This window comes from Phytobacter massiliensis JC163, assembly GCF_000321045.1.
Classification (GTDB): Bacteria; Pseudomonadota; Gammaproteobacteria; order Enterobacterales; family Enterobacteriaceae; genus Phytobacter_A; species Phytobacter_A massiliensis.
Map to the genome: position 1 here is coordinate 1,214,612 of NZ_HE578945.1, position 25,668 is coordinate 1,240,279.

The window sequence follows — 25,668 nt, forward strand, 5'->3', positions numbered from 1 at the left end:
AGCAGGCGATCGCCCGCATTTTTGCGCTATCGCCAACAACATGCCGCGCTCTTTCGTGAAGGAGACTATCAGCCGCTGACCGCCAGCGGGCCGCAGGCCGGACATGTTGTCGCGTTTGCACGCGCGCTTGGTAACGAAGCAGCAATCGTCATTGTGCCCCGGCTGGTGCTGGAGGCGCTTGATGACAATACCGCGCTGCCCCCCGCCGGGTGGCTGGCGCACACGGATATCGCCCTGCCGGCAGCGCTTGCGGGCGGACAATATCTCGACATCCTCAGCGGAAACACTTTTGACCTGACCGACCGGCTTGATCTCGCCTCCCTTGCGGGTAGCGCGGCGGTGCTGGTCAGAAGCCACTGACAAATGAGTTCGCAATAGAATAAATCGCTGGAGATGGAAAATGTCTAACGGAAAGCCTTATACGATCGTGGCAGGGAACTGCCATCAGCTCGGCGCAAACTACGACGGCGAGGGGGTGAACTTCGCCCTCTTCTCCGCCCATGCGGAACGCGTTGAGCTTTGCCTGTATGACCAGGAGGGAAAAACGAAATCGCCCGTCTGGATCTGCCTGAATACACCCATGAAATCTGGCACGGCTATGTGCCAGGCCTCAAGCCCGGCGCGCTGTACGGTTTTCGCGTTCATGGCCCTTACGACCCGGAAAACGGCCACCGCTTTAACCCGAATAAACTGCTGATTGACCCCTATGCCCGGGAACTGGTGGGTGACGTTGAATGGAACGAAGCCCATTTTGCCTACGAACTGCTGCATGAAGATAAAGACCTGACTTTCGACACCCGCGATAGCGGGCCGTTTATGCCGAAGTGCCGGGTGATCGATCCTGATGAATTTGACTGGCAGGACGCCAACCGTCCGGATATCCCCTGGCCGAATGCCGTTATCTATGAAACGCATGTCAAAGGCTTTACCCAGCTGAACTCCGCGCTGCCTGAAAACCTGCGCGGTAACTTTGAAGGGATGGGGCACAAAGCCACGGTGGATTACATCAAAAGCCTGGGCATCACCTCCGTAGAGCTGCTGCCGGTTCACTGGTTTCCGGACGATCAGCACCTGCTGGATAGAGGGCTGAAAAACTTCTGGGGCTATAACACCCTGGGTTTCTTCGCCCCGGCGTCCCGCTATTACGGACCGAAGGGCATTCAGGGATTCCGCGACATGGTGCGCGCATTTCATGACGCCGGTATCGAGGTGATCCTGGACGTGGTCTATAACCACACGGCGGAAGGTAACGAACTGGGCCCGACGCTCTCTTTCAAAGGCATTGATAACTTCTCCTACTACCGCACGATGCCCAATCAGCATCGTTATTACATTAATGACACCGGGACGGGCAACACGGTTAACACCTCGCATCCGCGCGTGTTGCAGATGGTTATGGACTCGCTTCGCTACTGGGCGCAGTCGATGCACATTGATGGTTTCCGCTTCGACCTGGGAACCATTCTGGGCCGCGAGCCGCAGGGCTTTGATCAGCGCGGCGGCTTTTTCGACGCCATTACCCAGGACCCGGTGCTCTCCCGCCTGAAACTGATTGGCGAGCCATGGGACATCGGCCCCGGCGGCTACCAGGTCGGCGGCTTCCCGCCAGGCTGGGCCGAATGGAACGATAAATACCGCGATACGGTGCGTGAATACTGGAAAGGCGACAACGTCTCCACCGATTTCGCCGCCCGCCTGCTCGGTTCCGGCGACCTTTACGATCAGCGTGGCCGCCGCCCCTGGGCGAGCGTGAACTTTATTACCGCGCATGATGGCTTCACCCTGAATGACCTGGTGTCATACAACGAGAAGCACAACGACGATAACGGCGAGGACAACAACGACGGCCATAATGATAACCGGTCATACAACTACGGCGCCGAAGGGCCGACGGATGATGAAGGTATCAACGCGGTACGCGAACGACAGAAGCGTAACTTCCTGGCGACGATCTTCTTTTCGCACGGCACGCCGATGCTGCTGGCAGGCGATGAGTTTGGCCGTAGCCAGATGGGTAACAATAACGGCTACTGTCAGGACAGCGAAATTTCGTGGGTGCACTGGGATAATCTCCCGGCCAGTAGCGAAGCCCTGCGCGATTTTACCCGTCAGTTGATCAAACTACGCGCTGAACAGCCGTTGCTGCGCCGCGAGAACTGGCGCGACGGGATGATCATTGAGTGGTTTAACGCAGGCGGCGGTTTTCAGCAGCCGGAACAGTGGGATGAAGGCTCCACGCTCGGCGTGCATATCGGTCGCACGGACCTGGAGCCGCACGATGGCATCTGGCACGATGTGCTAATGCTGTTTAACCCGTTCGAGGGCAACGTGCCGTTCCGTATCCCGCAGTTTGGTGACGGTGGCTGGGTGCTGGAGCTCTCCACGGCGGATAACGCAAAAACCGGTCAGCTCATCACCAAAGAGATGGACTTCGAACTGGAAGGACGCAGCCTCGTGCTGTTCAGACGTCCGTAGTACCACGGAATCCGGGCGGCGCGCGTCGCCCGGATTATTTCCCGCATTTACGCCCTGCCACCAACGCTATACACTTCTTCTTCCTCGCCTTTTTTTGAGACAGTGATGAAAAACTCACGCATTAACCTTCCGGCAGGCTATTTCGGTATGGTGCTCGGCATCATCGGGCTGGGATTAGCCTGGCGCTTCGCCGCGACTATCTGGCCCGTCACTACCCTTCCGGCTACGGTGTTAATTATTGTGGCGATCGTTATCTGGGCATTACTGATGGCGGCATTTTCGCTTCGGCTATGGCATCACCGCGCGACGGTACTGGAGGAGATCGCGCATCCCCTTAAAAGCAGTTTTGTCAGCCTGATCCCCGCAACCAGTATGCTGGTGGCAATCGGCCTCACACCGTGGTGTTACCCCATCGCGCTGGCTCTTTTTCTGATTGCGGTGAGCGGACAACTGGCCTATGCCGCGTGGCAAACGGCCGGACTCTGGCGCGGGAAACATCCCCGCGAAGCGACAACGCCGGGGCTTTATCTGCCTACGGTCGCTAATAATTTCATCAGTGCGATGGCATGCAGCGCGCTGGGCTTTACCGACGTCGGGCTGCTGTTTTTAGGGGCGGGAATTTTCTCATGGCTTAGTCTTGAGCCCGCGATTCTGAGCCGTCTGCGTAACCTTGATGAAATGCCTGCCGCGGTGCGAACGTCGCTCGGTATCCAGATGGCACCCGCCTTTGTCGCCTGTAGCGCCTGGCTGAGCCTCAACGGCGGAGAGGCGGACGTCTTTGCCAAACTGTTGTTCGGGTATGGCCTTTTGCAAATGTTATTTATGCTGCGCCTGATTCCCTGGTACAGCGCCCAGCCTTTTAATCCTTCTTTCTGGAGTTTTTCATTCGGCGTGGCATCACTGGCAACCACGGCAATCAAGCTGGGTCACGGTTCTCCAGGCGGCGCGTTGGCGTGGCTGGCATTACCGCTATTTATTGCGTGTAACTTTATTATCGCACTGCTGATCATTAAATCACTGGGGCTGTTATTCAGCGGCAAACTTATCGTGCGGGAAGAGTACCCGCGCAGGTGACGGGAGGGTGCGGCTTAAAGCGATACTGGAATTAACCGAGCTCAGCTAAAAAGCGTCATAATGGGCAGCTCGTCCCGCTGCCCTATTAGTTCTGGTAGTTCGCTGGCGAAACAGAACAATTCATCTATAACCCATACTACTCTAATGACAACAATTTATGGATTTGTTCGTTATTTATACAGATGGAGAGATGAGATGCCATTACCTGGTCAATCCCTGGACAGAACCCTGCCAAGCTATGATTTTGCACGGCAAATGGGCCAGCTTTACAACAACGATATTGATTTTAAAGCATTTGCCGACAGGCTGGACTGCCAACGCGATCTGTACGGGGTCGGCATTATTTACGCAGAAGGCAAACAGCGCTGGCTGGTTCGTCCTTCACGGCGGATCGGTTCGGATTTGACCAGCGTCTCTCACGTCGTCGTGACCAAAGTAGAGAGCACTACCCGCCAACCGGCGGAGAAAGCGATGCTGGAAACGGTAAGCGCCCCTTCTCTCGCCACTGAAATCGGCACCACCGCCCTCTCCTGCGGCGCGATGGTCGTCACCCTGTTAATGACCATCGGTGCCGGTATGACCGTACCGTTTACCGCTGGCGGCACCGGCATTTTTGTCGGCATTAGCGCGGCGGGAACGGTGGCTACCGGGGCGCAGTGCTTTATTGGTGCCGCGCGACTGTACGCCATTCATGAAGGTCATGGTTCAGACGTGGTGTGGCTGGATAGCCAGGACTGGTATATTGCCACCACTACCGCGCTCGATGTTATCTCCATGGCGGCGGCGGGCACGGCGCTGGCGAAAACGTTAAAGATTTACAAAACCATGCGGGGCGCCACGCAGCTAAAAGCCATTGACTGGCTGAAATCACTGCCCCGTGAAGAGCGCAAACGCATCACGGAAGACATTATTCGCGCCCGCAATCCTGGTATCTCTAACGCCGGGGTGAAAGCCGCGATTCGCTCCGGAAGTTACCCCAAACGATTCCCGAGTGAAGATCTGCAAAGGACGCTGCAGCGCGCGCTGATTGACGCGGCGGTTAACGCCTCGGCGTTTGCGGGCAGTGCCGCAGGCGGGACTATCCGTAACCCGCAAAACATCCCTACCACCGCAAAATATGCGTTTGGTTTGATTCAGTCTTTTTCACCGTTCTAGCAGATAAGGTTGGAGATGAAGTTACGTCAATTCAGGGAGCGAATGCAGTACTGTGGCGATCTGGAGTCACGACTTCGCCATCATCCGCAGCAGGTGAAAGAAGAGATTCTTGATAAAATGGGCGTGCCGCTCGGGCTGCACACGCTGGGTTTCCCGCTGGCGATAAGCCTGCTGTGCGCGGTTCTGAGCTTCGCCCTGCCCCAGTTCTGGATCTGGTCAGCCATTTATGCCGGGTTCAATTTGCCTCAGCATGCGGTCCTGGTGGGCGTGTTTGCCACGGGGCTGGGATTCGCCATCTTTAATTGTCTGACGGCCTTTTTTACCGGCAAAGGTTATATGCTTGCCGTGCGGGCGCACCTCACGCTCTCGGCCCTGACGCTGGCGGTTTCGCTACTGTTTTTGCTTGCGGCGCTTTTCTCGCTGATTAGCGGCGAGGCGATACGCGGCGTCAGTCTCTCCGGGGCGCTGATAAGCGTGGCGCTGGCGCTGGGCGGCGCGGCTATCGCCACCTCTTTTTCATTCTATCGCATGCTGCTTTACGCATTGCATAACCGCGCCTGGCGTAAGTTATTGTAAATTCCCCGCTCTTACCCCAAGGCAGGATACTCTCCTGCCTTTCTTGATTGCGAAATGCCCTGCCATTAGCCTATATTTTAACAATCATTAAACATTAATTTTGCTACAGCGATCGGTTCTTAAAACCGCTTCGTTATTGTAACGTGTAAAGCAGCAAGTCATGGAAAGCAGCGGATTGGCGAGGTAACGAATGTACTCTTTTGTGGCCAGACAGGCGATTTTTGATAAGGCACTCAACACTGTCGGTTATGAATTGCTTTTCAGGAACAGCATGACAAACCGTTTTCCGGATATCTCGCCGGAACAGGCGACCAGCCAGCTTATTGAAGAACAGTTTTTTGGCGCGCCGCTGGGCCGTAAAGACGAACAGACCTCGGTATACGTTAATTTTCCTCACCCTTTGCTGGTTGCTGGCCTTGCGGAGACGTTACCTAAAAACCGCGCCGTGATTGAGATCCTCGAAACCGCCGAGCCGAATCGCGCGCTTCTGGAAACCGTCAAACGGCTGCAGACAATGGGCTTCCGGCTGGCGCTGGATGATTTTTCGCTCAATGATGCCTGGGACCCCTTCCTGCCGTGGGTCAATATTATTAAATTCGACGTTCAGAAAAATTCCCCAGAAGAGATTGGCGACTATATCAGCAGACATCAGATGTTGCTTAAACATACCGTATTTCTTGCTGAGAAAGTAGAAACCTTCGCCGAATTCGAAATTTACAAGAAAATGAACTTTCAGCTCTTTCAGGGCTATTTTTTTAGCAAGCCGGTTGTGCAGAAAAGAAACAAATTAATGCATAACCGCGTCTTCGCGCTGAAATTAATGCAGGAGGTGAATGTCGAATCGCCGAATTTGAACCGGATCGAAGAGTTGCTGAAACGGGATGTTTCGCTGTCATTCAAAATTATGCGCTATGCGCAAAATATTCTTTATAACACCCGCGGAATAACCGGTTTTCGTAACCAGTCGCTCAGGGATATTGTGGTCTATCTGGGCATTAATGAGCTGCGCCGTTTCGTACTGGTGGCGTGCCTTACGTCATTTGAAACGGTGAAGACCACCGAGATTTACTACCTGAGCCTTATTCGCGCCAAATTCTGTGAGCTTATCGCCAGCCGTACCGCTGCGCATCTGTTATCCAATGAGGCGTTTATGGTGGGCCTCTTCTCGCTGCTCGACGTTATCCTTGAGATGCCGCTGGATGAGCTGATAGCGCAAATCGCCGTCTCGCCGGAAGTGATTTCCGCCCTGCAGCATCAGAGCGGCGTGCTCTGGCAGTATGTCTGCCTTGCCAGGCTGTACGAGACCCGCCGCTGGGAAGAGGCCAGCGAAATGGCCAGCCTTCTCGGGCTCTCTGATGCGCTGGTGACGGAGATGATGCAGCAGGCGACAAAATGGGCGGATGAACTGCCCGTGGGCGGCGATAAGTAAATAGCGGCATTGCAGCTGCCGTTATTTACGTCAAATCCTGACAGGTTTGGAACAATATTTCACATTTAAAAAATAACACTTCTAATTCATTTTATTTACATCTGCAACATATTTCTGATTAATGGCTGCGCGTAATTTCCTTTTGCCGGACAGTCGCTTAAATATGTGACTGCGATCAATTAAAAACAATCAATATTTCCCTGATTCCGCCGTTATTACTTGTACCTTTTATTTCTAAGATGACCATTATGAAAAAATTCTCGCAGGCATCTGTTTTAGCTAAATTACTTATCGGCTTTTCCGTTCTGATTGGCATGATGTTGATTTTGGGGATTGTGTCCATTTATCAACTCAACGCCAGCAAACAGCACATTGATAAATTCCGCGAAAACCGCATGCCGGGCATCCGCTATACCCTTGAGATGCGCGGCGTGCTTTCTGAGATGCGCTTACAACAAATTCAGTACATCGCTTCCGCTACGCCTCAGGAGCAGGAAAAACACCGTCTGGAGCTTCTGCAAAATCAGGCGATTTTCCTTAATGCGCAGCAACAGTACGCAAAGCTCTCTGCCGGCGCGCCTGAAGAGAGCCGCACCCTCTTTGCCACCGTCGTAGAAAACTTTAGCCACTTTGTTGAAGCGAACAGTAAAGTCATTGCCGCCGTCAACGCGGGCAATCTGTCTGAGGCATCGAGCATCAGCGGCGCGGTTTCCGCCAAATATCGTACCCAGTTAATGAAAGACCTGGCGACGCTGGTTGATATGGAAGTCGCCACGGGTGAAGCCGCAGGCGAAGATTCGCAGTCCGGTTACGATAAAGCGCTCTACACCTTCTGCGGGCTATTACTGCTGGCGCTGATAGCGACCGGGGTTATCGCCCTGTTTATCTCACGCAATCTGTCGCGCCAGCTGGGCGGCGAACCTGCCTATGCCGTGGCAATCATGAACGAGATTGCATCCGGTAACCTTAAAGCAGAGGTGAAGTTGCGCAGTAACGACACGACCAGCCTGCTGGCAACCATCAAATTTATGAACGGCAAACTGGCGAATATCATTGACGGCATTATTGATGGCAGCGAGTCCATTTCCCAGGCGGCCACGGAAATCTCTCAGGGCAATAGCGATCTGTCTCAGCGAACCGAGGAACAGGCCGCCTCGCTGGTCCAGACCTCTTCCAATATGCAGCAGATCACCGAAAACGTGAAAAGCAACGCCGAAAATGCCCGTAAAGCCAGCGAACTGGCGCGAGAAACATCGCAAACCGCGGTCAAAGGCGGCAAAGAAGTTAACGACATGCTTAAGCGTATGCATGAAATCGCCGACAGCTCGCAGAAAATCGTGAACATTATTTCGGTCATAGAAGGGATTGCGTTCCAGACCAATATCCTGGCGCTTAACGCCGCCGTGGAGGCCGCCCGCGCGGGCGAACAGGGTAAAGGCTTCGCCGTGGTGGCGGGCGAGGTGCGCAATCTGGCGCAGAAAAGCGCCGAGGCGGCAAAAGAGATCAAACAACTGATTGAGGGTACCGTCGATAAAATTACCGATGGTTCACACTATGCCGATACCGCCAGCCGCGCTATGGAGCAGATTGTCGCTTCGGTCAATAAAGTCACCGATATCGTGGCGGAGATTTCAGCCGCCTCAACGGAGCAACATCAGGGTATCCGGGAAATTAGCGTTGCTATCGATCAGATGGACCAGGTCACCCAGCAGAACGCCACGCTTGTAGAGCAGGCAGCGGTCGCGGCCCACTCGATGACCGAGCAGAGCGATATGTTGCGTGATTCGGTGCGCTTTTTTCAACTGAGAATGCATAACGCCCATTGATAGCGGTCAACCGGGTAGCTTGCGCGCCCGGTTGCCCGGATACGGCGCGGATGCGCCTTATCCGGGTGTCGATGCCCTGTTCAGGGCAAGGTGCTGACGAATGAGATATCCCATGCCGTGGCGATAAGCGAGATACTAACGACCAGCCCCATAACCAGCGGTACCGTTCTTTCCAGCTTTTCCATTGCTTGTCCCTCTCTTTCGTGTGTCTCGCCAGTAAGGCAAAACACGGTGTTAACCTCTTACCAACGCTGTCGGCAGAGATGTAGCACCTTAAAGTATAGAAAAGAATGCGCTCCCTGCCCGACTTTGTTGTGCACGGTGCTAATGTGTTTGTTGTTTATTAGTTTTAAATAGTATGTTGTAACTAAATAAGGGTGATAAAAAACCCGGCCATCGCAGCCGGGTAATAAGGTATCGATCAGAACATTAGCAAAGCGGTTTTACCGCTGCACGCATGCCCCGCAGCAGAATCGCATCCAGATCCAGCGAAACCTGTTCTACCAATCCTGGCACCTGGGTCAGGTCCTGTTCCCAGTGCTCGCTCACTGACAGCACCGCTTTCACGAGGTCGCTGGTGCTGATTTGCTGGTCGCGGTGCTGGCTCCACAGCTGCTGGTAACGTTCAATCCAGTACGCATCGTCCTGTACCGGGTAGGTCTCACCATTGCGTTCGCCGCGATAGAAGGCGATCAGCGCCGCAAGGGCAAACGTCAGGCGCGCCGGTAACTGGCCGGTGGCCTGCTGCCCTTTCAGCAGCTGCGGCAGAATACGGGTGCGGAATTTTGTCATCCCGTTCAGCGCAATCGACAGCAGCTGGTGTTTGATGTACGGGTTGCGGAAACGCCCGGTAACCGCGCTGGCGAAGGATTCCAGCTCATCACGCGGCAGATCAAGTACCGGGATAATCTCGTCATAAATGGCTTTTTCAACAAAGGCGCAAACCTCTGCGTCATTCATGGCCTCCCCTACGGTGTCCAGCCCCGCCTGGAACGCCACCGGCACCAGCGCGGTATGCGCGCCATTGAGGATAGCGACCTTACGCTCTTTGTACGGTTTGATATCGTCGACGATCAGGACATTCAGGGGATATTTGTCCAGCCGCAGTTCCGCCGCCAGCGATTTTGGCCCCTGAATCACAAACAGATAGAAATGCTCAGCCGTGTCGAGGAAGTTGTCGTGATAGCCCAGCTCCGCTTCGATTTTTGCCACTTCGTCGCGCGGATAGCCGGTCACGATGCGGTCTACCAGCGTCGAGCAGAAGGTGTTAGCGTCATTCAGCCAGGTCGTAAACGCCGCGGGTAGCGCCCACTCCTGCGCATAGCGCAGCACCAGTTCACGCAGCGCGTCGCCGTTATAGTCGATTAATTCACAGGGAATGATCACCCAGCCTTTGTCCGCCGCGCCGTTGAAATGGCTAAAGCGTTCAAACAGCAGACGGGTCAGTTTTGCCGGGTAGCTTACCGCCGGGGCGTCATCGAACTTATCACCGGCGTGGTAGCTGATGCCCGCTTCGGTGGTGTTAGAGAAGACAAAGCGCATTTCCGGGTTGTGCGCCAGCTTAAGGAACTCGTCGTATTGCGCATACACGCTGATTTCGCGGTTCACAGAGCGAATCAGGCGCGAGTCGCTGACCGCCTCGCCCTGCTCATTGAGGCCACGAATGATGGTGGTATACAAACCGTCCTGGGTGCTCAGCGATGGCGGAAAGCTGCTATCGATAGGACGCACGATAACCACGCCGGCGTCGAGATCGGTATGTTCGTTTAACAGATCGATTTGCCAGTCAACGAAGGCACGCAGGAAGTTGCCTTCGCCAAACTGAATAACGCGTTCGGGATAAGAGGCACCGGGAAAATCGCGACGGTTCACTGTGTTCACAATGGAGTTCCTTTTTTGATTAGTCATACAACCTCGGAAGATTGGTCCAATAACTTACCAGACTTTACGACCAGGAACCCCTGTTTTGATCAAAGTGAGATGACAAATAAATCAGAGGTACATCACAAAAACTTATAAAAAACGGACGTGGCCGTCATCTCGCCGTCAGGCATCAGCGCATAACGCGGGATCTCTCCCACTTTCTGCCAGCCCATGCGGCTGTAAAAGGTTTCTGCCCCGCTTCCGGTACTGGTATCCAGTACCAGCACCGTTTTCCCGCAGTTTCGGGCAACCGTCTCCAGCTGCGTCATCAGACGCCCCGCCACGCCCTGCCGGCGGGCGCTGTCGTGAACGAGCAGTTTGGAAACATCCGCGCGGTGGGGCTGGTTTTCCGGCTGGTCGGTAATGAGCTGTACCGTGCCGATAATGGCGCCGCTGGCGTCCTCTTCCACCAGCACGATGCGTTCGTTACGCGCAACGCTGCGGGCGACGTTCTGCCAGAAAGCGCGGGATTTATCACGGTCGAAGGGAAGCATGAAGCTGACGGAAGCGCCGCCCTGCACACAGTTTTCAAGCACCTCGCAGAGTTCATCAAGGCGGGTGGTCAGGGTGTCGGCGTCAAGCATGGCGATGCGGGGTAAAACCAGGGTCATTTTTAGCTCCTTAAAAATGACCACTATGCGGTTAACATTATTGCAACACAACAGACCTGACCAGAGGCTTTTCCGATGACTAACGGGGGCGGCCAGATGTCTTCATGTCATACATCTTTTTATCGGCATCTTTAATCCATGCTTTCACGTCGCCGTCGCCATCATGATTAAACTCGCTGACGCCCCAGGAGAAGGCCAGCTTCCAGGGTTTGCCTGAACTGGCGTTCCATGCTTCGGTCTGCTCCGCCAGATGCTGCATCGCAATCCATGCGCCATCTTCGCTGGTATCGGAAAAGAGAATCGCAAACTCATCGCCGCCATAGCGCACCAGAATATCGGCGTCACGGAAATTGCTACGCATAATGCTGGCCATTGCCCGCAGCGCCTCATCCCCCTCGTTATGCCCCAGCGTATCGTTAATCTGCTTGAAGCCATTGAGATCCAGCCAGCCAAGCGTCAACGGTTCAGCCCGACGACGGGCGCTGGAGATAGTAAACTTAACGAGGCTTTCGAAGGCGCGCCGGTTGAACAACCCGGTCAGTTCGTCGGTGGTGGCCGCGCTCATTACCGCAAACTCATTTTCAACAATGAGCGCAAAATCGCGCAGAATATCCAGCTCAGCAGGGCTGAAATCGCGTGGCGCGCGGTCCAGCAGGCAGAACGATCCCGCCACCGCGCCATCAGGCAGGCGCAGCGGGTGCCCGGCATAAAAACGCAGATGCGCCTCCCCCGTCACCAGTGGATTATCGGCAAAACGTTCATCGCTTCCGGCATCGTTAACGATAAGGGGCTGCGGGCTCAGAATAGTGTGGCCGCAAAAGGAGATATCCCGCGGGAAGGGATCGTGAGCCTGGCCGTCGCTGGTTTTAAAACGCAGATACTGTCCATCCACCAGCGTAACCAGCGCAATGGGCACATTAAAAAGCCGCTTCGCCAGCCGGGTAAGCCGTTCGAAGCGTTCGCTGGTGCCCGTGTCGAGCAAACCGGAGTCGTGCAGCGACGCCAGCCGTTGTTCCTCATCAATAGGGAGATCAGGTGTTTTCATAATAGGCCTTATACGCAAGTCTGGCGGGCGGATGTCCGCCAGTCCGTAATTGACGGGTTTCGAGATAAAGCTTAGCGTATTCAGCGGGTTTGTCAGCGGGCGTAGATCTGGTTTTTACCACGGCGCTTGGCTTTGTACAGCGCGTCATCCGCTGCTTTCAGCCAGTCCGTTACGGTGCGCATCCCCGGCGTCGCTTCGGCAATGCCAATGCTGAGGGTGCAGCGAAAAGTTTTCATCGGCGCGACATTCAGCGTTGAAGCGGCGTCCACTATACGCTTTGCGACCTCCAGCGCCTCTTGTGGCGTGGTATCCGGCAGCAGAATCACGAACTCATCCCCGCCCAGACGGGCTGGCGTATCGCTCTTACGGGTAGCGGCATGCAGAATATGAGACACTTTCACCAGGAGCGCATCCCCCGCCTCGTGCCCGAAGCGGTCGTTAACCTCTTTGAAATTATCGATGTCGATAAACATCAGCGAGGAGCGCCGCGCCGCATCATGGAGGTGGTTCAGCTCGCTCAGGATGCGTTTTTCCAGCAGCCGACGGTTAGCAATATCAAGCAGCGGATCCATCATCGCGATACGTTCCAGCTCGCGGCTTTTTACCTTAAGCTTGACGGCAATGCCGTTCGTCAGCACGCTCAGCGCAAGGGTATAGATAGCGATCAGCGGCAGCGTGGCGAACAGAGTTCGCTGCGTTACCGTGATATCAACGCTCAATCCCTCGGCAAGCCAGGCGGCGGCGAAGGTGCCCAGCATCACCATTCCCGCTTTACGCAACAGTTCATAACCGCCCGCCGCCAGTCGGTCAGAAAGCAGGATAGTGGCGATAACCACCGACGGCAGTGGATTCACCGCCATCATCGCAATCCAGAAGCCACCCGCCGCCGCGTCAATCACCAGGTTGTGATGCTCATGGGTAAGCGGCGTGGCCGCATTTCGGGCGCGTAAAAACGCGATGGCAGGCCAGATAAAAGCGTTAGCGGCGAGCATCAGCATAAGCCACAGCGGACGCTGCAGTTCAAGCAGGACAGAAAGGATGGGAAAAAAGCAGAGGAAGGTGCCAAGAACCCGCATCAGAAACATGCGTCTGACAAACTTTTGGCCGCTGACGCGCTCGCCTTTTTTTACAGTGCCAGAATCGTTCATGACGCGGTTTGGTCCCGAAAGAGATACGGGGCTATAGTATTGACGTTAAAAATAAGTCGCAAGCAATTTAATAAGTTAAGGCTATCAATTCCCCCGACAGCCGTCACATTTCGCCGCTTAAAAAACGACCGGTGCCGCGCTGCGTTCAACATCGACGCCCATACGGGTACAGTTACGCCCTGCCTTCTTCGCCTGATAGAGAAACTCATCCGCCCCGGCGAGCAATTTATTAAACACCTCAGTGAGCTGGCGCGGCTGCGCCTGACCATGACTGACGCCAATACTCACCGTTAAGCGCAGCGTCTGCGCCTGCCAGACAAAAGGGTGTTCCGCAATGGTTGCACGGATACGTTCGGCAAGCCGGTACCCCTCCTCCGGGCCGGAGGTGGCGGCCACGACTGCAAACTCCTCTCCCCCCATGCGCGCCACAACGCCGTCGTCACCGACAACATTCCGCACCTGCCGGGCAAAGGTTTTTAGCACGCTGTCGCCGCATTCGTGCCCGTAGCTATCATTAACGCGCTTAAAGTAATCGACATCCAGCAGCATCACCGACAGGTGCTTGCGGGAGAAATGTTTACTGTCGTGGTTAAGCGCCTCATACAGGCCGGAACGGGAATAGACCTGGGTCAGAAAATCAAAATCTGCCCGCAGCGCCACCTGCTGAATCAGCCTGTTGATGGTCTGCACGCTTACCGACACAATCACCGGGCAGATAGCCATCGTGGCGATGCCCAGCCGGGCGGAGAACATCCTTGGCATCTCCTGCGGCGAGGCGACAAAGATATTGATGATACTGTTCGCTACCAGAATGATCTCCACGCCGCCGGTGACTAGCGTCAGCAGGCAGATGACCGGCAGCGGAAAGCGCACCGCGCACCAGATCAGCGCCGGGAGCGGAAAGGCCAGACTGCCCGCCCCGCCGATGACCACCGATCCCATCACCGACACCGCCAGCGCAAGCACCGGCAGCAGATCCCGCAGGGTTAAGACGGCAACGCGCGGCCAGGCTACCGTCAGCACACAGGGCACGATCAGCACGCCGGTAGAAAACTGCTCGCTGAACCAGTCGCCGAACAGCAGCAGAAAATCCTGGTTAAGGACAATCCCCATCGATCCGCTCGCGCCACACAGCGCGCACAGCAGCGCGGCGATCAGGCAATAGCCAAACAGGTTCAACGCGTTAATGGGCAACGGCGCGGTGCGGCTCGCCCGCTGTTCGCGCTGTACCAGCCACGCCAGCGTGACGATAAACACCATATTGGAAAAGTTGATGACCAGGGAGGCGACGCCCCAGCTGGTAGTGACGCCGTCATACAGGATCATCGCCACGTAGCTCACCATGTAATAGCGCCAGTGATTCAGAAAGGCGTAACGGGCGAAGACCCCGGCCATCACCGCGTTAAGCGGCCAGAAGAGCGAAAGCTCCTCCACCAGCCGCAGCTGAGCGCCGATAAAATAGAACAGCGTGGTAATAAAAAAGATCGCTGCCGCGTTCATCAGCGGCTGGTTGTGATGAAACAACCGCACGGGCGAAAAAAGAGCGCGCATGTACCAACCCATAGTGACGCGATATGAATGGCGCATAGCTTAACATGTAATAAGCAGATAACAGGCTTTTAACACACTACCGCGGGGCGTTCATTTGCTGCACCAGCCAGTGGAAGATAACCTCCACGACGTAACACTGTTGTGCTTCGGTCAGCGCGACCCCCTGCGGAATCTCATGCCACTTCGCCAGACAGCCGCGACAGCAGGTTGCCGTCGCGTGCTGGGCAATAAAAACAGGATGGCCGCGCATCGGGGTCTGTTTACCGTCGTTACGCGGCATGGCAGGGGCAAGCCGCTGCGCGATGAAATCGGCGGCATGAGCGCGCACCACCTCTGCCCCTTTATCGAGGCAGTACTGGCGCTCTTTGACGCCAAGGCGAAATCGTGAACGAAAGGCCGAACGGGCAAGCCGGGCGAAGAGCCGCTCCAGACGCGGGTCCGCTGCGCCATTGTCACCGGGGATAGTCATACTCGCTCCCTTTAGCGTGAAGGGCAGCGAGTATAACAAAAATCAGGCGGGCAAACGAAAACGGGAGACCGCCTGCATCAGCCGGTGCGAATCATCATGCAGCTGCCCGGAAGCCTGCGCGGCGTGATTAACCAGTTCGCCAGTGCGCCGTGCCACCGTGTTGAGCGAGTGAAGCTGGCGCGTCATATGGTGAATGCTCTCCCCCTGGCTGAGGGTGGCCGTCGAGATATCATTAAGTAAACCGCTGAGATGCGCCACCAACCCGGTCACCTGTTGCAGGTTGTCTTCCAGCCTGCTTACCGCCTGCGATCCTGCCGAAATCCCCTGCAAAGAGTGGTTAATAAGCGCCTGAATGGTCTGGGTGGAGTGACTGCTTTTGCGCGCCAGCAGCCCCACCTCTTTCGCCACGACGGCAAAGCCGCGCCCGTGATTGCCCGCGTGCGCCGCTTCTATCGCCGCGTTCAGGGCGAGGATATTGGTCTGAAACGCGACGCCGTCAATCAGTTCAACGATGCCACGCATCTCAGAGGCGCGATCGACTATCGCCCGCATTGACTCATTCACCGTCGCCATCATCGTATCGCCTCCTGCCGCCACTTTTCGCGCCTCATCCGCCTGCTCGCTGGCAAGCTTCGCATAGCCGGTATTGCCCTCGACGTGGGACTCCAGCGTAGCGATATGGGCAGTAACCTCCGCCAGCTCCTGCGCCTGACGCGTCGATTGCTGATACAGCGTCTGATTTCCCTCCCCCAGCCGCTCAATAGTTTCCGCCATCGAACGCGTGGCGTGGCTCACCTGCGCCACCAGCTGTTGCAGCCCCTGCTGCATGGTATTAATGCTGTCGCTTATCTGGGAAATCTCACGGTTAAAGCAGGTTACCGCGGGCAGCGGCGTCGAGAGATCCCCTGCCGCCAGCGTGTTGATATGGTTAATCAGCAGACGCAGCGGGGTAATAACCCATCGGGACATGGAAAACCACACCACCAGGGCAATCACCACCAGTAGCACGGGCAGGGTCAGAAACAGGCGCTGAAGCTGCGCCAGATTACCGGTCAGCGCCTGCCGCCCCTGCTCAGCCCGTTGACTGCTGGCCTGCTGAAAGCGGGCGTAGTTCTCATTAAAGTCGGCCTGAAACGCCTGGGCGGGCACGGCGAAGAAGGCGTCGATGGAGTCGGTTTTCACCAGCCCGTCCGCCTGCTCTTTTATGGCGTCATAGAAGAGCCGATAGCTGTTGGTCAGCGCCTCATCTTTGGGCGGGTTGAGCGCCAGCCACCCCTGCCAGGCCTTTTGGGAAGTAACAAGCGCCTGCTGCGCTTCATCCATCAGGCTATGCCAGCTCCCGTCAGAGCCGGTCTCTTTATCCTGCATAAAGTAGACGCCCGCGCGGTTAAGCAGATCGCTCGCCGCCAGCAGCGAGACGCGGGCCTCGTCGATTTTCACCTGCTGGAGGTGGCTTTGCTGATTGAGCTGTTCGTTACGTTGCGCGTCGCTCAGTGAAGCGGAGAGAAAAAGAGAGGAGGCAATTTGCAAGGCGGAAAACAGGCCTATTATCCAGAAGATACCTGCCAGTAAACCAAAATGCCGTGGTGTGAAACGCCGGAATAACCGGCGAAAAATTTGCGTTAAGTTCATGATATTCTTCTACAAGCTCACGATGGCGTCGAGTCTACGTAAGCTGTATGACGAAACCATGACAGAAAAGGATTCGAAGCCCGGATACGGCGCAACGCCGCATCCGGGATAAAACCTATACCCGGTTTTTCCACACCGTCTGCACATTACAAAACTCATGCAGACCGAAATGGGAGAGCTCCCGGCCAAAGCCGCTCTTCTTCACGCCGCCAAACGCCACCCGGGCGTCGCTGGCGCTGTAGCCGTTGATAAAGACGCCGCCGCACTCCAGGCGAGCGGCAAAATCCGCAGCCAGCGCTTCATCAGCGGTAAAGACGGTGGCGGAGAGACCGAATTCACTGTCATTAGCCAGCGTCAGCGCGTGCTGCGCATCCTTCGCTACCGTAATGGCGGCTACCGGGCCGAACAGTTCCTGACGAAACGCTGTCATTTCCGGCGTGACGTTGCCCAGCACCGTTGCCGGATAGTAGTTGCCCGCGCCCGGCGTTTTACTGCCGCCTAAGAGCAGCGTCGCCCCTTCACGCAGGGTCGCCTCTACCTGGGCATGCAGTTCATCGCGCAGATCGAAACGGGCCATCGGTCCAAGGAAGGTGCTTTCATCATCCGGCGCGCCCTGTTTCAGTTCGGCGGCGGCGGCGACGAAGCGTTCGGTGAAACGCTCAGCGATCCCCGCCTCGACGATAAAGCGTTTCGCCGCCGCGCAGACCTGCCCGGTATTCTGATAGCGCCCGGCGACCGCCGCTTTCACCGCCATGTCCAGATCGGCATCGTTGAGCACAATAAAGGGATCGGCGCCGCCAAGCTCCAGCACGCACTTTTTCAGCGCCGCGCCGGCCTGCGCGCCAATCGCGGCGCCCGCCCGCACGCTACCCGTCACCGTAACGGCCGCAATGCGCGGATCGTTAATGGCCTGGCTTACCCCCTCGTTGGTGGCATTAACCCAGCCAAATGTTCCCGGCAGGAAGCCCGCTTCGGTGAACAGCGTCGCCAGCAGCGCCGCGCAGCCGGTCACATTCGGAGCGTGTTTAAGCAGGTAGCTGTTGCCTGCCAGCAGAATGGGCACCGCGCCGCGCATCACCTGCCAGAGCGGAAAATTCCACGGCATCACCGCCAGCACCGGCCCCAGCGGACGGCGCTCAATGACCGCGTTTCCGCCTTCCACCAGCGTCGGTTCCGGGGCCAGCATCGCCGGGCCGTATTCGGCATACCAGTCGCAAAGACCGGCGGATTTCGCTACCTCGGCCCGCGCCTGAACAATGGGTTTACCCATCTCGCGGGTTATGGTCTGCGCCATCTCCTCACCGCGACGACGCAGCGCCGCGCCAAGTTCGCGCAGCCGTTGCGCACGCTCTGCAACAGGGGTCTGCCGCCACAGACGATAGCCGCTGTCGGCAAGCGCCAGCGCGGCATCCACCACCTGCTGGCTGGCCCAAGGAATGGCGGAAAGCGTCTCGCCGCTGGCGGGGTTAACGGAAATAGCGTGGCTCGCAGGTGAAAGGGTCATATGTCGGCTCCTGTAAAAATATGACGCTATTTTCACCGCTTTTATTCTTTATGAAAAATGAATAATATTAACCGACTTGTTCACGAATGGAGAAAGTCATGGATCTCACGCAGCTGGAGATGTTCAACGCCGTCGCGCAAACGGGCAGCATCACCCAGGCGGCGCAGAAGGTGCACCGCGTGCCGTCGAATCTCACCACCCGTATCCGCCAGCTGGAAGCCGATCTCGGCGTCGAGCTGTTTATTCGTGAAAACCAGCGCCTGCGGCTCTCTCCGGCCGGGCACAGTTTCCTGCGCTACAGCCAGCAGATCCTCGCGCTGGTTGATGAGGCGCGGATGGTCGTGGCGGGTGACGAACCCCAGGGGCTGTTTTCGCTGGGCGCGCTGGAGAGCACCGCCGCGGTACGCATTCCCGCCACCCTCGCCGCCTATAACCGGCGTTACCCCCGTATTCAGTTTGACCTCGCTACCGGCCCCTCCGGGACGATGATCGACGGCGTGCTGGAGGGAACCTTAAGCGCGGCCTTCGTTGATGGCCCGGTGATGCATCCGGGGCTGGAGGGTATTCCTGTTTATCAGGAGGAGATGATGATTGTAGCGCCCCGCGGCCACACGCCCATCAGCCGCGCGCAACAGGTTAACGGCGCCAGCATCTATGCCTTTCGCGCCAACTGCTCTTACCGACGCCATTTTGAGAGCTGGTTCCAGGCCGATAAGGCGACGCCCGGCAGGATCCATGAAATGGAGTCCTACCACGGGATGCTGGCCTGCGTGATTGCCGGTGCCGGGCTGGCGCTGATCCCCCGCAGCATGCTGGAAAGTATGCCCGGCCACCAGCAGGTGGATGCCTGGCCGCTAACGGAAAAGTGGCGCTGGCTGACCACCTGGCTGGTATGGCGTCGCGGCGCGAAAACCCCTCACCTGACGGCTTTTATTGAACTGCTGAACGAACGTTAATTACGCTACATTCCCGCACGTTCCGCCATAGCATTAACTTATATATCTTCCAGGACGTTGCGCATAATGTCGCGGTGGCGGTAACTTACGCTCACGCTTAATGCTGATAATGGAACTCAGATGAATACCAAAGCCCGCAAAGTGATGATCATTGGTACCGGAAATGTCGGCGCGTCCGCCGCCTATGCCCTGCTCAACCAGAATATTGCCGAAGAGCTGATTCTGGTTGACCTTAACCGCGAACGCGTGGAAGGCCACGCGCAGGATCTGGCGGATGCCGCTGCCTACATGCCGGGAATGATGAACATTAGCACCCGCGAGGCGTCTGACTGTGCGGATGTGGACATCGCCGTCATTACCGTCTCCGGCGGCGCGCTCAAGCCGGGCCAGACCCGCCTTGATGAGCTGCAAAGCACGGCGAAAATCGTGAAGAATATTGTGCCAGGTATGATGGCAGGCGGCTTCAACGGCATTTTCCTGGTTGCCACCAATCCCTGCGATATCATCACCTGGCAGGTGTGGAAACTCTCCGGCCTGCCCCGCAGCCAGGTTATCGGCACCGGCGTCTGGCTGGATACCACCCGCCTGCGGCGGGCGCTGGCCCAGACGCTGGATATCGGTGCCCAGAGCATCGACGCCTTTATCCTTGGCGAACACGGCGATACCCAGTTCCCGGTGTGGTCGCACTCCTCGGTTTACGGCTCGCCCATCGCCGACGTCTGGCGGCGGCGCACCGGGCAGGAGATTGATTACGACGCCCTGGCGGAGCGGGTGCGCAAGCACGGTTTTGAAATCTACAACCGCAAGGGCTGCACCGAATATGGCATTGCCGGGACCATCGCTGAAATCTGCCGCAATATCTTTACCGGCAGCCATCGCGCGCTGGCTATCTCCTGTGTGCTTGACGGGGAATATGGCGTTAACGATGTCGCCATCGGCGTACCGGCGGTGTTGACCCAAAGCGGCGTGCAGCAGATTATCGAACTGCAACTGCGGGAAGACGAAGTGGCGAAATTCAACCACTCCGTCTCGGTGATTAAAGCCAATATTGCTCGCCTGCCCTGACGGCGAGGCGGTTACTGGGCGATGGTTAAGCGGCCCGGTAACCCGGCAAGCTGCTGGCGGATATCATCGCTCAACTGTGCGTCGGTGATGATATCGGTCAGCGAGTCGAGACGGGCAATATTAAACAGCGACCATGCGCCATATTTACTGCTGTCCGCCAGCAGCACCCGGCGCTGAGCATTATCGATCAGCGCCCGTTTCAGGGCCGCTTTCTCCTCGGTGGGCGAGGTAATGCCCTTCTCCAGATCCCAGCCGTTGCAGCTGACGAACGCCACGTCCGGCCAGATATTTCGCAGCAGCCTGCGTCCGTGCTCCCCCACGCAGGACTGGCTGGAATCATCGATACGCCCGCCAATGATGGTCACTTCAATCTGCCTAAATTCTGAGAGAAACAAGGCAATGTGCAGGTCGCTGGTGATCACCCGCAGCGGCAGATGGGTCAACTGCCGCGCGAGCTCAATCATGGTGGTGCCCGCATCCAGCACAATGGCGTCTCCCGGCTTTACCAGCGCGGCGGCGGCGCTGGCAATGGCGTGTTTTTCCGCCAGGTTGCGCTGCATCTTTTCATGGGTGGTCGGCTGGGAAGGAATAAACCGGTTCAGGGTTACGCCGCCGTGAGAGCGGCTGATCACCCCTTCCTGATCGAGCTTAATCAGATCGCGGCGGATGGTTGCCGGGGAGGCGTTGGTCGCCGCCACCAGCTGATCCACCGTTACCAGATTATGCCCTTTGAGGTAGTCCATAATCTGTTCTAACCGGTTATATCCCTTCATATTATTCTCGTGTGATTTGCATCGCTAACTTAATCGACACCGCCATGCTTTCCGGATTTGCTTTGCCGGTCCAGGCGATATTAAACGCGGTGCCGTGGTCCGCAGAGGTGCGGATAAACGGCAGGCCCGCCGTGATATTAACGCCATCATAAAAACCCAGCAATTTTAACGGAATATGCCCCTGGTCGTGATACATCGCTACCACGATGTCATACATGCCTTCATGGCACTGCATAAACACCGTATCCGGCGGGCACGGGCCGTAGACATTCAGCCCTTCGGCTTTCATCGCCTCAATAGCCGGGCCGACGATGGTTATCTCTTCATCGCCAAAAAGACCGTTTTCCCCCGCGTGAGGGTTAACCCCCGCGACCGCAATACGCGGACTGGCGAAACCAACGCGCTTGAGGAAATGGTCGGCGACGCGGATCACCGTTTTTACCCGCTCCTGGTTGAGGGTATCAAGGAATTTACGCAGCGCAATATGGGTGGTGACATGAATCACTTTAAGCTTGTCGGTATAGAGCACCATCGCGTAGTCGCTGGTATTGGTCAGTTTCGCCAGCAGTTCGGTATGCCCCGGATAATTGTGCCCGCCCAGATGTAACGCCTCTTTATTGAGCGGCGCGGTAGCGATAGCTTTCACCTCACCCGCCATCGCCAGCGCGGTTGCCCTGCGCACGCAGCGATAGGCCAGATCGCCCGCCTGCGCCTGTACTTCTCCCGGCACCAGCGCCTCAGGATCGGCCAGCGGCTCGTCCAGCACGTTCATCACGCCCGGGGCGAACTGCGCCTCCGCCACCTGCGAAATTACCCGCATCTCAATCTGCGGCGTGACGTTGAGCGCCAGAATACGGCGGAAGGTCTGCGCGCAGCCGATAACCACCACCGGCGCACCGGACAGTTCACCTTCGACCAGCGATTTAATAATGATCTCCGGGCCAATCCCCGCCGGATCGCCCATCGTTACGGCAATAACATTAGTCACTCGATTTCTCCTCGATAAATTGCAAAACCTTAAGCAGCGTGGTCTCGTCGCCGAAACCGCCTGCTTTGGTCATCACTGGTCGTTGCCATTCGCAACCTGAAAAATAACCCCATGGCACGCAGCCTGCCGCACGCCCCTGAATTTGAAAGCTGCTGGCACCGAGCGCGCGTGCTACCGCAATCGCCACGTCGCCGCCGGAAAGATAAAGGCCGTCCGGCGCGCGCCGGGCCAGCACATCCCGCACCAGTTCGCCTAAAAAGGCGCAGATGCGCTCGCCGCACTCGGCGCGGCTGATGCCATAACGTTCACAGAGCGCAGCCACCTGATGCCGCGCGTGGGTATCAGGACAGGTATGCACCACGCAGTGCCGCCCGCCAGCGAGCGCGTTCACGATCGCCGTGCGATAGTCGGTCGCAGACGGGGCAAAGACGGCGTTGATATCAATAAATATTTGCTCGCAGCGCGGATGCGCCGCGGCGGCATGAATTTGCTGTTGAGCGATTTCACTCATCGAGCCGACGATCGCCAGCGCTACGGCCTTTTTCTCTGGCGCCAGACGGCGCGATAAGGCATCGCACAGCCCCGCAGAGCCCACCAGCAGCGGCCTCTCGCCCGCCTGCCAGGCGTGGGTCACGATCGCATCCAGATCGTCATCGGTCCGGGCATCAACAACAAGCACCACCGGGTTCTCCCGGCTGGCCGCCGCCAGCGCCGCGGGCAGCTGCCAGGGCTGTACGTTCTGAGCAGGCAGCGTAAAGAGCGCGCCGATCTCTGCGCTGTGAACCGGCGTCTTCGGATCGCTGGCAAATTCCGTTTCCGTAATCAGCACGCCGTTCACCAGGCAACGCCCCTCCACGGTAACGCGGCCTGCTGCCGGGAAGGCCGGTGCGACAATAGCCGCCGCCGCGCCGGTCACCTGCAGCATGGCCGCGACTTCCGGGCCGGGGTTGCCGCGCAGGGTGGAATCCATCTTTTTCACCAGCCACGCCGGGTTGTAGTGGCGCAGCACGGTTTCGGTCAGCGTCGCCACGGCACGATTTGCCGCGTCGGCAGGCAGCGCGCGGCTGTCGCTGTTGTAAATCAGGGCCTCAGCGTCGCTCTGGTAGCTGGCCTCCAGCGTCACTTCTGTACGTATGCCCGCCTGCGCCAGGCTCACGCCAGCGTCGTTCGCGCCGGTAAAGTCGTCGGCCAGAATCACTATCTGGGGGGTTGCGGTCTGTTCGTTCATCCCTGCTCCGGGTCGTTAAGTTCTGCCAATGATTATATTCAATCATAATTGATTATATGTGAGCAAGATCAACTTATTTAATTGCCGGATAAATTATAAATTTCAGCCACACAGTAACCATGATTGAAGCTTAATGAGTGAATTCAATCATAACCAGAACAGGAGAAGGTTGTGGTAACCATAAACAGCACATTGATCAGCGGCGCAGGTTGCATTCCCGCGATCGCGCCACTGCTTACAGGGAAAAAGAGACTTTTACTGGTCAGCGACACTAACATCATCAGGCTCGCCGCGACGCAGCAGATTGTGACGCTGCTGCAGGCCGAAGGCCGCCAGGTTCAGCTTATCGATAACGTGCCGCCAGAGCCCAGCCAGCATGATGTCACCCGGATTCTCGGCGACGCGCCGGATGCCGCTTTCGATATGGTTGTTGGCATTGGCGGCGGCAGCGTGCTGGATGTCGCTAAACTGCTGTCGGTGCTGCATCACCCGCGTTCGCCGGGGCTTGAGGCGCTGCTCGCCGGGGAAAAACCGACCGACCGCATTCCTTCGCTGCTGATCCCGGCCACCGCCGGTACCGGCTCGGAGGCCACGCCAAACGCGATTCTGGCGATTCCGGAACAGAATACCAAGGTCGGAATCATCTCCCCGGTACTGCTGCCGGATTATGTTGCCCTGCTGCCGGAGCTGACCACCAGCATGCCCGCGCATATCGCCTCTTCTACCGGCATTGATGCCCTGTGTCATCTGATTGAGTGTTTTACCGCCACCATCGCCAACCCGGTGAGCGACAACGTGGCCCTGACCGGCCTGCGCAAGCTGCTCAACAATATCGAGACGGCGGTGAACGAGCCGCAGAACCTGGCGGCGCGGCTGGAAATGCTCTGGGCCTCCTATTACGGCGGCGCGGCGATTACCCATGCCGGTACGCATCTGGTACACGCGCTCTCCTATCCGCTCGGCGGCACCTACCACCTGCCGCACGGCGTCGCCAATGCCATCCTGCTGGCCCCCTGTATGAAAGTGGTGCGCCCGCACGCGGTGGAAAAATTCGCTCAGGTGTGGGATTTGGTGCCCGGCGCTGACCTCAGCCTCAGCGACGAAGCGAAGTCGCATGCGCTGGTGGACTATTTCGCCGCGCTGGTGAAACGCCTCAACCTGCCGGATAACCTGGAGAGCCTTGGCGTGCCGCGGGCGGATATCCCGGCGCTGGCCGATGCCGCCCTTAACGTAAAACGCTTAATGAATAACGCCCCCTGCACCGTCGACCATAACGATGTGCAGGCGATTTATCAGACGTTGTTTCCCGTAAAATAAAAGGAAAATGATATGACCAGGAAAATTGAAGGGGTTTTAACCGCCATTGTTACCCCGTTTGACAACGATGGCGCTTTTAACCCTGCCGCCTTGCGCACGCAGATTAATCGCCAGCTTTCCGCCGGCAATGGCATCTTCTGCGGCGGCACCAACGGTGAGTTTTTTGTGCTTAATGAGCAGGAAAAGGTTGCGGTCACCGCGACCTGCGTGGATGAAGTGGCGGGCCGCGCTAACGTGGTGGCGCATATTGGCGAAATCTCCACCCGCGAAACCATCCGTCTGGGCAAACAGATTGAGAAGCTGGGCGTGGATGCGGTTTCGGTCATCACCCCCTATTTTGTCCCTTTAAAACAACAAGAGTTAATTAGCCATTATACGGCCATTGCCGACGCGCTCAGCGTACCGGTTTTTTTATATAACATCCCTGCCCGCACCGGGAACACCCTTGAACCGCAGACGGTCCGCACCCTGGCGGATCACCCCAACATTATCGGCATTAAAGACAGCGCGGGCAGCTATGAAAGCCTGAGCGGTTTCCTTAACGCCGTAAAAGGGGTGGCGAATTTTAACGTGCTGAACGGGCCGGATTCACTTATTCATCAGGGTTTCGTTGACGGCTGCTCGGCCTGTATTTCGGGGCTGGCGAACGTTGCGCCCAAAGAAATTAATGCGATCTGGTCACACTTTAAAGCAGGTGATATCGAGGCTTCCCGCCAGGCGCAGGAGAACGTCACCGGCCTGCGTACCGATCTGTATAAAGTGGCCTTCTCTCCCGCTGCAGTTAAAAAAGCGCTGCAAATCCTCGGACAGGATGTCGGCGACAGCCGCTATGCGGTGGAATTTGATGAGCAGCAGGTTCAACAGATCAAAAACGTTATCAAAAACTACCTGCAGTGATTTTTATAAGCGGCGCAGTGCGCCGC

20 protein-coding genes and 2 pseudogenes are annotated in these 25,668 nt (G+C 57.0%); 11 read left to right on the forward strand and 11 right to left on the reverse strand.

Annotated elements, in window-relative coordinates; genetic code table 11:
- The 7 genes and pseudogenes from ENTHG_RS05945 to ENTHG_RS05975 form a co-directional block, all read left to right on the forward strand.
- Positions 1–360 (forward strand): annotated as a pseudogene (locus ENTHG_RS05945) (malto-oligosyltrehalose synthase); the annotation flags it as partial.
- A 40-nt stretch (positions 361–400) separates the two neighbouring features.
- Positions 401–2,475: pseudogene (glgX, locus tag ENTHG_RS05950) on the forward strand (glycogen debranching protein GlgX).
- A 105-nt stretch (positions 2,476–2,580) separates the two neighbouring features.
- Positions 2,581–3,549, forward strand: coding sequence for a dicarboxylate transporter/tellurite-resistance protein TehA (gene tehA, locus ENTHG_RS05955; protein ID WP_106403194.1), 969 nt, complete (start codon positions 2,581–2,583; stop codon positions 3,547–3,549).
- 195 nt (positions 3,550–3,744) lie between these two features.
- Complete coding sequence (gene ssp4, locus ENTHG_RS05960; protein WP_044175953.1) at positions 3,745–4,704, forward strand: Ssp4 family T6SS effector; 960 nt, start codon at positions 3,745–3,747, stop codon at positions 4,702–4,704.
- Positions 4,705–4,719: 15 nt separating this feature from the next.
- On the forward strand, positions 4,720–5,280 hold the full coding sequence (locus ENTHG_RS05965) for a hypothetical protein (RefSeq protein WP_044175955.1): 561 nt from the start codon (positions 4,720–4,722) through the stop codon (positions 5,278–5,280).
- Positions 5,281–5,551: 271 nt separating this feature from the next.
- Positions 5,552–6,709: an EAL and HDOD domain-containing protein gene (locus ENTHG_RS05970; RefSeq protein WP_237567452.1), complete on the forward strand. Its 1,158-nt coding sequence runs from the start codon at positions 5,552–5,554 to the stop codon at positions 6,707–6,709.
- Positions 6,710–6,957: 248 nt separating this feature from the next.
- Positions 6,958–8,535, forward strand: a complete 1,578-nt coding sequence (locus ENTHG_RS05975) for a methyl-accepting chemotaxis protein (protein WP_044179045.1) — start codon at positions 6,958–6,960, stop codon at positions 8,533–8,535.
- A gap of 429 nt (positions 8,536–8,964) precedes the next feature.
- Here ENTHG_RS05975 and ENTHG_RS05980 read toward each other — a convergent pair whose 3' ends face one another.
- The 8 genes from ENTHG_RS05980 to sad all read right to left on the reverse strand — a co-directional run bounded on the left by ENTHG_RS05980 (position 8,965) and on the right by sad (position 18,418).
- Positions 8,965–10,416 (reverse strand): tagaturonate reductase, encoded by a 1,452-nt coding sequence (locus tag ENTHG_RS05980; protein WP_044175958.1) that lies wholly within the window; start codon positions 10,414–10,416, stop codon positions 8,965–8,967.
- Positions 10,417–10,538: 122 nt separating this feature from the next.
- The gene (locus tag ENTHG_RS05985; RefSeq protein ID WP_071825813.1) at positions 10,539–11,069 is read right to left on the reverse strand and encodes a GNAT family N-acetyltransferase; all 531 of its coding nucleotides are present in this window, start codon (positions 11,067–11,069) and stop codon (positions 10,539–10,541) included.
- A gap of 79 nt (positions 11,070–11,148) precedes the next feature.
- A complete protein-coding gene (locus ENTHG_RS05990; RefSeq protein ID WP_044175963.1) occupies positions 11,149–12,114 on the reverse strand; it encodes a GGDEF domain-containing protein in 966 nt (321 codons plus the stop codon).
- A 92-nt stretch (positions 12,115–12,206) separates the two neighbouring features.
- Complete coding sequence (locus tag ENTHG_RS05995; protein ID WP_044179050.1) at positions 12,207–13,199, reverse strand: sensor domain-containing diguanylate cyclase; 993 nt, start codon at positions 13,197–13,199, stop codon at positions 12,207–12,209.
- Between the two features lie 180 nt (positions 13,200–13,379).
- A complete protein-coding gene (locus ENTHG_RS06000) occupies positions 13,380–14,813 on the reverse strand; it encodes a GGDEF domain-containing protein (protein WP_044175969.1) in 1,434 nt (477 codons plus the stop codon).
- 76 nt (positions 14,814–14,889) lie between these two features.
- Positions 14,890–15,282 carry a DUF4186 domain-containing protein gene (locus ENTHG_RS06005; protein WP_044175975.1) on the reverse strand — a complete coding sequence of 131 codons (393 nt, stop codon included), beginning with the start codon at positions 15,280–15,282 and terminating at the stop codon, positions 14,890–14,892.
- A 42-nt stretch (positions 15,283–15,324) separates the two neighbouring features.
- Positions 15,325–16,914, reverse strand: coding sequence for a methyl-accepting chemotaxis protein (locus ENTHG_RS06010; RefSeq protein WP_044175983.1), 1,590 nt, complete (start codon positions 16,912–16,914; stop codon positions 15,325–15,327).
- A 115-nt stretch (positions 16,915–17,029) separates the two neighbouring features.
- Positions 17,030–18,418, reverse strand: a complete 1,389-nt coding sequence (sad, locus tag ENTHG_RS06015; RefSeq protein ID WP_044175988.1) for a succinate-semialdehyde dehydrogenase — start codon at positions 18,416–18,418, stop codon at positions 17,030–17,032.
- Positions 18,419–18,516: 98 nt separating this feature from the next.
- Here sad and ptrR point away from each other — a divergent pair, with 98 nt between their 5' ends.
- Positions 18,517–19,374: a putrescine utilization regulator PtrR gene (gene ptrR, locus ENTHG_RS06020; RefSeq protein WP_044175997.1), complete on the forward strand. Its 858-nt coding sequence runs from the start codon at positions 18,517–18,519 to the stop codon at positions 19,372–19,374.
- Positions 19,375–19,494: 120 nt separating this feature from the next.
- Positions 19,495–20,439 carry an L-lactate dehydrogenase gene (locus tag ENTHG_RS06025; protein WP_044176007.1) on the forward strand — a complete coding sequence of 315 codons (945 nt, stop codon included), beginning with the start codon at positions 19,495–19,497 and terminating at the stop codon, positions 20,437–20,439.
- Positions 20,440–20,450: 11 nt separating this feature from the next.
- Here the strand turns inward: ENTHG_RS06025 and ENTHG_RS06030 are convergent, their stop codons facing one another.
- Genes ENTHG_RS06030 through dtnK form a run of 3 tightly spaced genes read right to left on the reverse strand, consistent with a single transcriptional unit; the run spans position 20,451 to position 23,428 of the window.
- A complete protein-coding gene (locus ENTHG_RS06030; protein WP_044176016.1) occupies positions 20,451–21,212 on the reverse strand; it encodes a DeoR/GlpR family DNA-binding transcription regulator in 762 nt (253 codons plus the stop codon).
- Between the two features lies 1 nt (position 21,213).
- Positions 21,214–22,200 carry a D-threonate 4-phosphate dehydrogenase gene (locus tag ENTHG_RS06035; RefSeq protein WP_044176026.1) on the reverse strand — a complete coding sequence of 329 codons (987 nt, stop codon included), beginning with the start codon at positions 22,198–22,200 and terminating at the stop codon, positions 21,214–21,216.
- Positions 22,193–23,428, reverse strand: a complete 1,236-nt coding sequence (gene dtnK, locus ENTHG_RS06040) for a D-threonate kinase (protein ID WP_044176032.1) — start codon at positions 23,426–23,428, stop codon at positions 22,193–22,195. Before dtnK ends, ENTHG_RS06035 begins: the two co-directional genes overlap by 8 nt.
- Before the next feature lie 171 nt (positions 23,429–23,599).
- On the opposite strand from dtnK, the gene ENTHG_RS06045 reads away from it, so the two are divergent.
- A complete protein-coding gene (locus ENTHG_RS06045; protein ID WP_044176038.1) occupies positions 23,600–24,745 on the forward strand; it encodes an iron-containing alcohol dehydrogenase in 1,146 nt (381 codons plus the stop codon).
- 12 nt (positions 24,746–24,757) lie between these two features.
- Entirely contained in the window at positions 24,758–25,642 is an 885-nt protein-coding gene (locus ENTHG_RS06050) for a dihydrodipicolinate synthase family protein (protein ID WP_044176045.1), read from the forward strand.
- The last annotated feature ends 26 nt before the right edge of the window (positions 25,643–25,668 follow it).